Source organism: Saccharothrix sp. 6-C (assembly GCF_016695385.1).
In the GTDB taxonomy this organism is placed as follows: Bacteria; Actinomycetota; Actinomycetes; order Mycobacteriales; family Pseudonocardiaceae; genus Actinosynnema; species Actinosynnema texasense.
On record NZ_CP064192.1, the window covers coordinates 486,057 to 498,509 of the forward strand.

A 12,453-nucleotide genomic window follows, 5' to 3' on the forward strand; every position below is an offset into this window, starting at 1 on the left:
CTCAGGTTCCGCTCAGCATCTCTCGGTAGCCTGCGGGCCGGGTTTTGACCGGGAGGGCAGTGCGGTGGGTGGCGCGGAGCGCAACGCTCGGAAGAAGAAGCAGCAGCAAGCGACCAAGGCGGTGGTCTCGGCGCGCGGCGCGTCCAACGACCGCAACAAGGTCATCATCGGCGTCGTGGTCGTCGTCGTGCTCGCCGTGGCCGTCATCGGCGGGGTGATCTGGTCGTCCTCCGGCTCGGACCCGGGCACGGACGACTCCCTGGCCAACCCGCCCTCGGTCGCCGGCGTGTCGGCGCCCATCGTGCGCGAAGCCGGCGTCGTGATCGTCGGCAAGGACGGCGCGAAGGTCACCCTCGACCTGTACGAAGACTTCCTCTGCCCCGCGTGCGGCGCGTTCAAGAAGGCGTACGGCGAGCAGATCAAGCAGGAGATCGAAGCGGGCACGCTCAAGGTCCGCTACCACGCCCTGCCGTACCTCAACCGGCTCTCGGACCCCGAGGGGTACTCCCGCGACGCGGCCAACGCCGCACTGTGCGCGGCCGACGAGGGCAAGTTCTGGGAGTACCACGAGACGCTGTTCCTGCGGCAACCCGAGGAAGGCGGGCCGGGGCACACCAAGGACGAGTTGGTGAAGCTCGGCACGGACCTCGGCATCACCGGAGACGCGTTCCGGCAGTGCGTGCAGAGCGGGACGCACGAGCAGGACGCCCAGGCCGAGCTGGACGCCGTGCGGGCGACGGGCAAGTTCGAGGGCACCCCCACCGTGATGAGGGACGGCGAAGTCGTCAAGTGGGACGACCGCGACTGGCTGACCAACCTCCTCAAGTAGCCCCGCACACCCCCGCTCAGCAGGCCGGATGCCGTAAGGTGCCCCCCGATTTCGTCCTTGCGGGTGCCGTGTTGTACGGTATTGCCACACGAGAACGGCGGCCCCAACCGCCGGGAAACGTGCAGGCAAGGGGCTGTGGCGCAGCTGGTAGCGCATCACACTGGCAGTGTGAGGGTCAGGGGTTCGAGTCCCCTCAGCTCCACAATCGAGTACAGCACATGAATCGCCCGCTTGACCTGGTAAAACAGGTTCGGCGGGCGATTTTGTATGTCGGTCCACTGTGGACAGCTGCACGCCTGACTGGAGCAAAACTGGAGCAGGGGCCGAGATCCCGTGGAATGGGGTCGCGGACTGCTCCAGGAGCCTGTCGCCCATCCAGGTGGTAACCGGTGAGACTGCAGGACCCATCTGCACCGTTCGCTGGGACGATGCTGGTTCCCAGGCCGATGCTGTCCTGGATCTCGACGCTAACGCCGCAGGTGGCTGTATCGATGACCGTTGTGACGAAGGCGCAATGCTGTGTACGCAAAGATGCTCCTGTGACGCACCGGCTGCCGCGGCCTGTGCGCCGCCTGTTCGGACGGCGCACGAGCTCGCGCTGGGCGTCCAGCGTTCATCATCGAGTGAGCCTCGTGAGGAGCCTTGTGAGCACCCTCGGTAGCTTCATCTGGTCGATCGCCGACCAACTTCGGGGTCCATACCGCCCCAACCAGTACGGCAACGTGATCCTCCCGCTCACGATCCTGCGCCGCCTCGACTGCATCCTTGAGCCCGACCGGGAGACGGTCCGGAAGTTGGCTGCGAAGTACGACAACCCGAACCGGCTCAAGATCGAGGTCAAGAAGGCGACCAGCAGGCCGTTCTACAACACCTCGCACTACTCTTTCGCCAACCTGCTGGCTGATGCCGATGGGCTGGCGGACAACCTGGCCGACTACATCGACCGGTTCTCGCCCGATGTTGATGTGTTCGAGTACTTCGACTTTAAGAAGGAGATCCTCGCCTTGGAGAAGGCAGGGCTCCTGCGCGAGGTCATCACCTCCTTCAAGGCCGTCGACCTGCATCCGGACGTCGTCTCCAACGCCGACATGGGCGATGCGTTCGAGTACATCATCCGCAAGTTCAACGAGGCCGCTAACGAAACATCGGGCGACCACTACACGCCGCGGGACGCGATCCGGCTGCTGGTTGACCTGCTCTTCGCTGAGAAGGACGCCGACCTGACCGAGGCTGGCATCGTCCGCACGCTCTACGATCCCACTGCGGGCACCGGCGGCATGCTCGCCTTGGCTGAGGAGCACCTGCTCGCGCAGAACCCCGACGCGAAGTTGAGTCTGTACGGCCAGGAGTACAACCCGCAGTCGTACGCGATCTGCAAGTCCGACCTGCTTGCCAAGGGTCACGACGCGACCAACATCGCCTTCGGCAACACGCTAACCGATGACGCGTTCAAGGGTCGCCAGTTTGACTTCTGCATGTCTAACCCGCCCTACGGCGTCGACTGGAAGCAGTACGCAAAGGCGGTTACGAAGGAACGTGACGAAGCAGGCCCCTACGGCCGGTTTGCCCCCGGCCTGCCGGCAACCTCGGACGGGCAGATGCTCTTCCTGCTCCACCTGGTGCACAAGATGCGGGCACCGGAGGACGGCGGCGGTCGGGCCGGGATCGTGATGAACGGCTCGCCACTCTTCAACGGCGCTGCCGAGTCCGGACCCTCCAACATCCGCAAGTGGCTGCTGGGAAACGACCTAATCGATGCCATCGTCGCGCTGCCGACCAACATGTTCTTCAACACCGGCATCGCCACCTACATCTGGATCCTCGACAACGACAAGCGCTCCGAGCGCAAGGGCAAGGTCCAACTCATCGACGGCGCGTCGTTCTGGACCAAGATGCGGAAGAACCTCGGCTCTAAGGGCCGCGAGATCAGCGACGCCGATCGCGACGAGGTGGTGAAGTTGTACGCCGCCTTCAGGGATGCTGACCCGGACTATTCCAAGGTGCTGCGTACCGACGAGTTCGGCTACTGGACGATCACGGTTGAGCGCCCGCTCCTCGACCAGTCCGGCAAGCCGGTTGTCGACCGCAAGGGTCAGGCGAAGCCGGACTCGAAGAAGCGCGACACCGAGAACGTCCCGTTCACCTACGGCGGCTCGACCGCCGGTGCGGATGGCAAGGTCGAGGTCATTCAATCGTATTTCGAGGCAGAGGTGAAGCCTCACGTCCCCGACGCCTGGATCGACTGGACCAAGGTCAAGACGGGCTACGAAATCCCCTTCACCCGCCACTTCTATAAGTACACCCCACCCCGCCCCCTCTCCGAGATCGACGCCGACCTAGAGAAGCAGGTCGCCAAGATCCTCGATCTGCTGCGGGAGGTCGAAGGATGATCGACTCGATCCGTCTCAAGTGGCTGCTCACCGAATCCGACGTGCGAGCGGGGGCTGAAGCCGAAGCACTGCCGCTGCTGTCGGTCTCGATCAGTTGGGGTGTCCGACGTCGGGAGGCGTCGGACACGACCACACGGGCGGCTTCCGAGGATCTGTCCAATTACAAGCTCTGCCGCGCTGGCGACCTTGTCATCAACCGGATGCGGGCGTTCCAGGGCGCACTCGGCATCGCGCCGGAGGATGGGGTCGTCAGCCCGGACTACGCGGTGCTGCGAGTCGACGCGACAGTCGACAAGCGTTGGCTGAACTACTTCTTGACCAGCGGATTCACTGTGGCGACGATGGCAAGCCTAGTTCGGGGCATCGGCGGAACCGAGGCCGGGAACGTTAGAACTCCCCGGTTGAACATTAGTGAACTGCAGTCGATGACCGCACCCCTCGTGCCCGCAGACGAGCAGCGTGCGATCGCCGATTACCTCGACCGCGAGACCGCCCGCATCGATACGCTTATCGAGGAGCAGCAGCGCCTGATCGAGATGCTCCGTGAGCGCCGAGTAGCGACGATCGCCGAGGAGTTGAACGGCTACGACGTGACTCGTCTCCGTCGGCTGGTCGACCGTGAACGTCCCATGACCTACGGAATTCTTCAGTGCGGACCGCCGGTCGACGGCGGCGTTGTCTACGTTGGTCCATCGGACATCGTTGGAGAGGGACGCTCGCCAGAGCGTGTTGCGTTGCGGACGACCGCACCAGAGATTGCAGCTGCATACCAGCGGTCGGTTCTTGCTGGAGGAGACGTGATCGTCTCGATTGGTCCGGCGTATGGAAAGGTCGCAGTCGTCTCCGACGAACTAGCAGGGGGGAATCTTACGCAGGACACGGTACGGGTGGCACTGCGTCATGATCTCGTGGATACAAGGTTCGTCGTGTGGGTCTTGCTGTCGCGGCAGACCACGGACTATTGGGACCGCGAGATTATGGGGGCAACCTTCCGTCGGCTGAACCTCGGAACGTTGGCGAAGACGCCGATTCCGCTTCCAAGCCTGGAAGAGCAGCGTCGCATCGCGGCGTATCTCGACCAGCAGACTGCCAAGATTGACATGTTGATCGCGGAAACTGAGCGGTTTATCGAACTTGCCCGTGAGCGTCGTGCGGCATTGATAACGGCGGCGGTGACGGGTCAAACCGACGTACGGGAGATGGTCTGATGGCGGACCACCACGAGGGCGTCTTCGAGATTGAGATCTGCGAGTATCTGGCCACCCAGGGGTGGCTCTACTCAGTCAATGACACCGGGTATGACCGGGAGCGGGCGCTCTTCCCTGCGGACCTATCCGCCTGGCTAGAGGAGACTCAGAAGACAGCGTATGACAAGGCTCTGAAGGCGGCAGGGTCGGAGACGAAGTTCCTCGACGTGCTGGTTGCTGCACTTGACAAGCCTCTCGAACATGGTGGCGGGATGTTGAACATCCTGCGCAACGGGGTGCAGTACATCGGTGGTGGTCGGTTGAAGATGGCGCAGTTCCGCCCCGAGACCAGCCTTAACACGACCACCAACGAACAATACGCGGCCATGCGGGTGCGGATGATGCGGCAGGTGCACTTCTCCACCGCAGATCAGCGCAGCATCGACCTGGTCTTCTTCGTCAACGGGTTACCGGTGGCCACCGTCGAGTTGAAGACCGACTTCACTCAGTCCCTCGACGAGGCGATCAACCAGTACCGCAAGAACCGGAACCCGCTGACCAACGGCCGGCCGGAGCCGCTGCTGTCGTTCGGGCATCGAGCGCTGGTGCACTTCGCCGTCTCCAACGACCTGGCCGCGATGACCACCAAGTTGGAGGGGGAGAAGACGCATTTCCTGCCGTTCAACATGGGCTACAACGCTGGCGCGGGGAACCCGCCCGCCACGGACGGGCGGTCGGCGACGGCGTACCTGTGGGAGCGGGTCTGGGAGAAGCACGCCTGGCTCAACATCATCGGCCGACTGATGATCGTGGAGACCAAGGAGGAGTGGGACGTCGCCACCGGCACCTCGGCGCGGCGTACGAGCATGCTTTTCCCGCGGTTCCACCAGTGGGAGGCCGTGACGAACATCGTGGCCGCGGTGCGCGAGGAAGGGGTGGGACAGCGCTACCTGATCGAGCACTCGGCAGGATCGGGGAAGACGAACACCATCGCCTGGACCGCGCACCGCCTGGCGCGGCTGCACGGGAACGACGAGAAGGTCTTCGACTCGGTGATCGTGGTCGTGGACCGTACGGTGCTCGACGGGCAGCTCCAGGAAGCGATCCGGCAGATCGACGGGTCGGGGAACATCGTGGCCACGATCAGCCCGGAGGACGTCCGCAAGGCGGGGGCGAAGTCGAAGTCAGGGCTGCTGGCGACCGCGTTGAAGAACGGTGAGCTGATCATCGCGGTGACGGTGCAGACCTTCCCGTTCGCGCTCGACGAGATCCGGGCCGACAAGGGTCTGAAGGGCAAGCGGTTCGCGGTGATCGCGGACGAGGCGCACTCCTCGCAGTCCGGTCAGATCTCCTCCAAGCTCAAGGCGGTGCTGACCGCCGAGGAGGTCAAGGAGATCGAAGAGGGCGGCTCCGTCAACGTCGAGGCGATCCTGACCGCGGAGATGACCGAGCGGGCCGAGTCGAAGAACATCTCCTACTTCGCGTTCACCGCGACGCCGAAGAACAAGACCTTGGAGCTCTTCGGTCGCAAGGGCCCTGACGGGAAGCCGGTCGAGTTCCACCTCTACTCGATGCGGCAGGCGATCGAGGAGGGCTACATCCTCGACGTGCTCAGGGGCTACCAGTCCTACGACACTGCACTGAAGATCGCTGGTCAGGCCGAGAGCGGCGATGGTAACGAGGTGGTGGAGGAGGCCGCAGCGCGGAAAGGGCTGATGCGGTGGGTGAAGCTGCACCCCACCAACATCAGCCAGAAGGTACAGATCATCGTCGAGCATTTCCACGCCAATGTCGCTCACCTGCTGGAGGGCAAGGCGAAGGCGATGGTCGTGACCGACTCGCGCAAGGCCGCGGTGAAGTACAAGAAGGCGATCGACGCCTACATCGCCAAGCGTGCCACCCAGGACGCCTCGTACAACTACCGCACCTTAGTCGCCTTCTCCGGCTCGGTGACAATGGCTGAGGACGAGGAGTGGGTCTCGGATTGGGGGCCGCAGCCGAGCAAGGACGACGAGTTCACCGAGGTCAACCTGAACCCTGGTGCCGGCTCGGACTTGGCCTCTGCCTTCAAGGGCACGACGTACAAGGTCATGCTGGTCGCCAACAAGTTCCAGACGGGGTTCGACCAGCCCTTGCTCTCGGCGATGTACGTCGACAAGAAGCTCTCCGGAGTCGCTGCGGTGCAGACGCTCTCGCGGCTCAACCGCACCCACCGCACCGCGGGCGGGGAGCAGAAGCGCAAGACGTTCGTCATCGACTTCGTGAACAAGCCCGAGGACATCCGGACCGCGTTCGAGCCGTACTTCACCAACGCCACACTGGAGACCGAGACCGACCCGTACGTCGTGTTCCACCTCGCCACCAAGCTCGATCAGGCTGGGATCTACACGCCGGAGCAGGTGCGCGAAGTCGCAGGGCTATGGGTCACCCGGAAGGGCAACAACGCGCTCTCAGCTGCGATCAGCCCCGCCAAGAACGAGTTCGCCCGCCGCTACGCTGCTGCGATCGAGGCTGGCGACAAGGTCACCCTCAATACCCTCGACCTGTTCCGCAAGGACGTCTCCACCCTCGTCCGGCTCTACGACTTCATGAGTCAGATCGTCGACTACGGCGACGCGTACATGGAGATGCTGTCGATCTTCCTGCGGCTCCTGGAGAAGGTCATCGCAGACTCGTCCTGGGCCGCGGAGGTCGACCTTTCCGATGTGGTCCTGGTCGGGGTCAAGCACAGCAAGGGGACCACGGTCGACATCTCGCTGACCGGGGACGGTGAACTGAAGGGGATCGGCGCCGCAGGCACCGGCACCCGGAAGGAGCCGAAGTACGTCGCACTCCAGGTTGTCATCGACAAGATGAACGACCTCTTCGGCGCTGAGTCGTTCACCGCGTCACAGGTCCGTGAGTTCGTGCAGGGACTGGTGCAGCGGTTGCTCACCTACCCGGACCTGATCAGTCAGACCAAGGTCAACTCGAAGAAGCAGTTCATGGAGTCGCAGGACTTCCAGGCGGCCGTCACTGAGGCGGTCGTCGACAACCAAGAAGCCCACAACACCATGGCGGACTACTTCTTCAGCGACGGACCTGGCATCAGCGCTGTCATCATGGCCCTCGCAGACGCCTTCTACGAGGCCGCGATCGATCAGCGGACGGAGGTGTGAGCGGCGCTGGCCGTGCAGAGCAGCTTGCCTCGGTGCCAGCCGTGGACCACGAGTCACGGCCAGCGAGGTTATTTCGTCTGCCGTTGCCGTACCTGGGACCACGACCGCACCGCCCAGCCTGTCACCACCGCCTACCTTGCCGGTACCCACGACGAGGCCTTCACTGAAGGACAGGTGATCGACAAGCGGATCGTCCGACTGGTCATCACCGCGTGACGGTGCTCCGCATACCTCGGCGACACCGAAGCTGCGTCCGGGCACTCGGCCATGCGGATGGGCGGCACGAACGCTCCTCACTTGTTCCGGCTGGCCCACTCAGGGGTGTCGTGGCGGTACTGATTGGCATCCGGGTGGTTTACAGCCGGTACTGCCCGCTGGGCTCGTGTGGAGTGCGGTAGGACTGAGGGTGCTTCACTGCGTGCCCGGTCGCGAACGGAGAAGCTCGATGCCCGACCGCAGCGGTTCTGCCCGCATCGTTGGTGACGCGCAGCCGCAGATTTGGACGCCGCCCGCACCACGTGAGCTGCCCGCGCTGCGGGCTGCGCTGGCGGAGTACCTGCGCAGCCCGTTGCAACTTCAGACCCAGACGCAGTTGCTGCAGACCAGCACGCCGGGAACGCTGCGGCCTAACACCGGCGACCCGGCCCGGGACGCCCGGCTGCTACTGGAGCAGGAGCGCACGCGGCTGGCCGAGGCAGTGTTGTACTACGTCACCGAGGACATGACCCGGCTGGCGCTGGCGGCGGCCACCACGTTGCCGGTGCACTCCTTCCACCCCGACGACGTGCCGACCGAATCCGGATTCCTGGTCTTCGCCGAGCCAATCGCCGCTTACCACCCTGAACCGGACCCGGAACAGACGGTGACCATCGTGGCCGTGTCCTGGGGACCGCTGGCCGCTGTGGTGCGCGGTGGCCAGTCGGGCGTATGGCTGACGTTCTGGTCGATGACCGACTACGAGGCCGACGCGGCCTGGCTGCACCGTCAAGGCATGCCGCTGCAGCAGGCCCGTGCACGGATCCGTCAGGTGCGTGCCGAGCTGACCTGGGACAACGAGGTTGCCCTGCGCTACGGCGCCAGCACCCTGGCGGTAGTGGATCACCACGAGCACGGCACGGTCGTGCACAAGGACCGCCTGGACACCCCCCGACGGCGGATGGGACACGATCAAGGACACCACCGCGGCTTGGGCGCACATCGTGCGTACGACCTGGCTCCTGATGACCCAGGCCGGTGTCATCGACATCGACGAACAGCATCTGCCGCGCAGCCTGCGCCGCCGCGCCGAACGCGACGGCTACAACCCCACGGCGTCCGCGTCGTCCGAATCCGCCACCGCGGCGACGTCCCCGCCCGCGACGACCACGCCGCGGCGCACGACCAACGCACCTACCGGGTGCGCTGGACCGTGCGCGGCCACTGGCGCAACCAGTGGTACCCATCCCGCGCCGAACACCGCCCGGTGTGGATCAACCCGCACGTCAAGGGCCCGGACGACGCGCCGCTGCGCACAGGCGACACCGTCCACGTATTCGACGGCAGGTGACCGCGTCCATGACCGACGACACGACCGGGAACCCGACCGAGGTGATCGACGACGACATCCGCGGGTTCTGGAAACCGCCCGCGCCACGCGAACTGCCAGCGCTGCGTGCCGCGCTCGCCGAACACATGCGCAATCCCTTCAACCTGGAGATGACCGCGCGGACCCTGGCGGCGGGAAAGGGCGCGCTGATTCCACCCGGACCACCTCATCAGGCCGCCGCGACCCTGCTGGCCGACGAACATCGGCGGCTGCGGGCGGCGCAGCTGTACTACGTCACTGAGGAGATGACCGAACTGGCTCGGGTGGCCGGCGCGGGACTGCCCGACCACCGGCTCCACCGCGACGACCTGCCCTCCTCCGGCGGGTTCGTCCAGTTCGCCTCCCCGATCGGCGGCTACGTCTCCGACGACGAAGGCATGGGGCCCCGGCGCACCCACATCGTGGCCTGCTCGTGGGGCGACACCACCATGAAGACGTCCCGGGACGGGGTGTGGCTGACGTTCTGGTGTCCGGTCAACACCTCGTGGCTTGCCGAGCTGTTCGTCCACACCGAGGGCTACAGCCAGACCGACGCCGAGCGGGTCGTACGCGCCACCCACACCGAACTGCTGTGGGACAACGAGGCGTTCGTTCCCTTCGACGGCGAGGACCGGGTCGGCCTGATCGCGGCCAACCGTGACGTCACCGACCAGGTGGACCCGTCCCAATCCATCGCACCGTGGATCCAGACCGTGCGGGCGGCCTGGCTGCTGATGACCCAGCCCGGCATCACCGACGTCGAACATCAACGGCTACCACGGCAACAGCAACGCCGCGCCGCCCGTGATGGCTACCCCGCCAGCGACGTGCACGTCGTGCGACTCCGCACTCACCCTGCCGCCGACCGGGACACAGACGGGAACGGGGGCGGCCCGCGTGCCTACACCGTGCGCTGGATGGTCCGAGGCCACTGGCGCCAACAACCCCATGGTCCCAACCGCAGTCTGCGCCGACCCGTCTGGATCAACCCACACCTCAAAGGCCCCGCCGACGCGCCGCTGGCCACCACGGAGAAGGTCTACCTCGTCGACCGCGCACCCGATCCGACCTCGTGACCGTCAGGGCCCGCAGCCCAAGACCCGCCGACCTTGAGCCGAGTCGGACCTGGGTCCGACTCGGCTGCAGCACGCACTGCGGGACCAGGTTGTGAAGCATGTACTGCTGTCGGTGTTCGAGGAGGAGCCGTTCTAGTGGGACTCGCTCGCCGGCTTCCTTCGACAGTGGCGCGTGGGTTTCGCGCGGCATCATCGTTGGAGCCGATGACCATAGCGAGGCGCGGTTGAGGGCACGCTCATGGCGGACTCTCCTGACCGACTGCTTCTCCTCGACAACGGTCTCCACGTCTGCTTGCGACACCACTGACCTCCCGGCAATATGCCAATGCGGGCAATATCGGTAGCGTCAACCAAATCGGGGAATGCACCCCGGAAAAATCTTCCGGGTCAAATCGACGATCACCCGAGAGGATGAAGCGGTGCGTGGAATGACGAACGGCCTGACCATCGGCGAGTGCGTCGCCTGGTACCGCCGCCGCAGAGGCGTGTCGCAGGAAGTGCTGGCTGGGCGGGTCGGCCGCACCATTGACTGGCTGAGCAAGGTGGAGAACAACCGGATCGACCTCGACCGCCTCTCGGTCATACGCAACCTCGCGGACGCCCTGGGAATCTCGGTCGGCGACCTGATCGGCGAACCCACACTGCTCGACTGAAGTCCCAAAGGCGGGATGGCGAGCGTCTCCGCCCTCCGAGCCACGCTCATGGACTACCGCCAACTCAGTCCACTGCTGGCAACGCCCAACGGTGACGCCGGCCCCGTCGACCTGGGCGACCTGCGCCGCGAAGTCGAAGCGGTCTTCAACGCCTACCAAGCCTCCAAGTATGGCTTCGTCGCTAATCGAGTCCCACTCCTGCTCGCCGATGCCGTCCAAGCTGTGCAGACCCACGGCGTCCAAGCTCAACGACTCCTGGCTCTCAGCTACCAGGCCGCGACGTCCCTGCTCACCAAGCTCGGAGAAGCAGACCTCGCCTGGATCGCCGCAGAACGCGGGCTGGTCGCCGCCCAGCAGGCAGGCGACCCCGTCATCCTCGGCTCACTGTTCCGCTCAGTCGTACACGCCCTGCTCTCAACCGGCCGCTACGCGCCAGCCATGCAGCTCACCGAAGCAGCGGCCAGCGTCCTCCACCCCGAGCTGCTTCACGCCAACCGCACCATGCTCTCGATCTACGGCAGCCTGTTCCTCGCCGGTGCGATGGCGGCAGCGCGCGCCAACAACCGCACGCGCACCCAGGACTTCCTACGCGAAGCGAACGACACGGCACAACGCCTGGGCACCGACGCCAATTACATGTGGACCGCCTTCGGCCCGACCAACGTCAAGATCCACCAAGTGGCCGCAGCGATGGAACTCGGAGACGTCCAGATCGCTGTAGACCTCGGCCCCACGGTCGACACCTCCGGCCTTCCCATCGAGCGCCAAGTACGACACTCCTTGGAGGTAGCCCGCGCGCTGAGCGCATGGAACAGGACCGACGAAGCGCTCACGGTCATGCTCGACGCCGAGCAGCGCGCACGCGAACAGGTCCAACACCACTACCTCAGCCGCCAATTGGTGCTGACGTGGATGCGCCGGCAACGCACCAAGCCCAGCCACACTCTCGCTAGCCTGGCCCAACGCTTGAACCTGGAGTAGCGCGGCCGTCCGACGACCTCCGTAGGCTCAGCGCATGGCTACAGACGCCGACCGCTTCTCAACGCCCCGCATGGCTGCCGGAGCATTGTTCGTCGATGACCAGGACCGCATCCTGCTGGTGCACAAGACCTACAGCAACGGCTGGGACATCCCTGGTGGTTACGTAGACATCGGAGAGTCGCCAGCGGCAGCCTGTCGACGTGAACTGCACGAGGAGTTGGGCCTGGACCGCGTGCCACAGCGCCTACTCGTCGTGGACTGGGCACCGAACGATGGTGAAGGCGACAAGGTGCTTTGGCTGTTCGACTGCGGACCGCTCGGCGACGATGAACAGAGAATAATCCTGGACGTCTCCGAATTGGATCGCTGGGAATGGGCTCCGGCGAGCAAGATCGACGACTACGTTATCCCTCGGCTCACTCGCAGGCTAACCCACGCTCATAGTGCATACGTTCATGGAGCGCCAGTTTACCTGGAGCAGGGAAAACCACCTGGTTGATGGCATCCGGCGGCATTTCGAATTGACCACCAATGAACATGGTGCGACGCCGCATGACATGTCGATGTGAAGCTGGCCAGTTGGTCAACCGACGTCGGCGGCAGTTCATCTTCGAC

9 protein-coding genes and 1 tRNA gene are annotated in these 12,453 nt (G+C 64.8%); all 10 read left to right on the forward strand.

All coding sequences use genetic code 11. From position 1 onward, the window contains the following. The first annotated feature begins 64 nt into the window (after window positions 1-64). The 10 genes from IOD16_RS02330 (at window position 65) to IOD16_RS02375 (ending at window position 12,337) form a co-directional block, all read left to right on the forward strand. Complete coding sequence (locus tag IOD16_RS02330) at window positions 65-829, forward strand: DsbA family protein (protein ID WP_201438694.1); 765 nt, start codon at window positions 65-67, stop codon at window positions 827-829. Window positions 830-958: 129 nt separating this feature from the next. Continuing rightward, window positions 959-1,031 (forward strand) — tRNA-Ala (locus IOD16_RS02335). Window positions 1,032-1,218: 187 nt separating this feature from the next. Continuing rightward, the gene (locus tag IOD16_RS02340; protein WP_236594695.1) at window positions 1,219-3,219 is read left to right on the forward strand and encodes an HsdM family class I SAM-dependent methyltransferase; all 2,001 of its coding nucleotides are present in this window, start codon (window positions 1,219-1,221) and stop codon (window positions 3,217-3,219) included. After that, window positions 3,216-4,427: a restriction endonuclease subunit S gene (locus IOD16_RS02345; RefSeq protein WP_201438695.1), complete on the forward strand. Its 1,212-nt coding sequence runs from the start codon at window positions 3,216-3,218 to the stop codon at window positions 4,425-4,427. Before IOD16_RS02340 ends, IOD16_RS02345 begins: the two co-directional genes overlap by 4 nt. Next, window positions 4,427-7,564: a type I restriction endonuclease subunit R gene (locus tag IOD16_RS02350; protein WP_201438696.1), complete on the forward strand. Its 3,138-nt coding sequence runs from the start codon at window positions 4,427-4,429 to the stop codon at window positions 7,562-7,564. Before IOD16_RS02345 ends, IOD16_RS02350 begins: the two co-directional genes overlap by 1 nt. Window positions 7,565-8,009: 445 nt before the next feature. Then, window positions 8,010-9,110 (forward strand): hypothetical protein, encoded by a 1,101-nt coding sequence (locus IOD16_RS02355; protein ID WP_201438697.1) that lies wholly within the window; start codon window positions 8,010-8,012, stop codon window positions 9,108-9,110. Between the two features lie 8 nt (window positions 9,111-9,118). Further along, entirely contained in the window at window positions 9,119-10,204 is a 1,086-nt protein-coding gene (locus tag IOD16_RS02360; protein ID WP_201438698.1) for a hypothetical protein, read from the forward strand. A gap of 428 nt (window positions 10,205-10,632) precedes the next feature. Continuing rightward, window positions 10,633-10,857, forward strand: a complete 225-nt coding sequence (locus IOD16_RS02365) for a helix-turn-helix domain-containing protein (protein ID WP_201438699.1) — start codon at window positions 10,633-10,635, stop codon at window positions 10,855-10,857. A 48-nt stretch (window positions 10,858-10,905) separates the two neighbouring features. Continuing rightward, the gene (locus IOD16_RS02370; RefSeq protein ID WP_201438700.1) at window positions 10,906-11,838 is read left to right on the forward strand and encodes an XRE family transcriptional regulator; all 933 of its coding nucleotides are present in this window, start codon (window positions 10,906-10,908) and stop codon (window positions 11,836-11,838) included. Between the two features lie 34 nt (window positions 11,839-11,872). Then, the gene (locus tag IOD16_RS02375) at window positions 11,873-12,337 is read left to right on the forward strand and encodes an NUDIX domain-containing protein (protein ID WP_201438701.1); all 465 of its coding nucleotides are present in this window, start codon (window positions 11,873-11,875) and stop codon (window positions 12,335-12,337) included. Window positions 12,338-12,453: the final 116 nt, after the last annotated feature.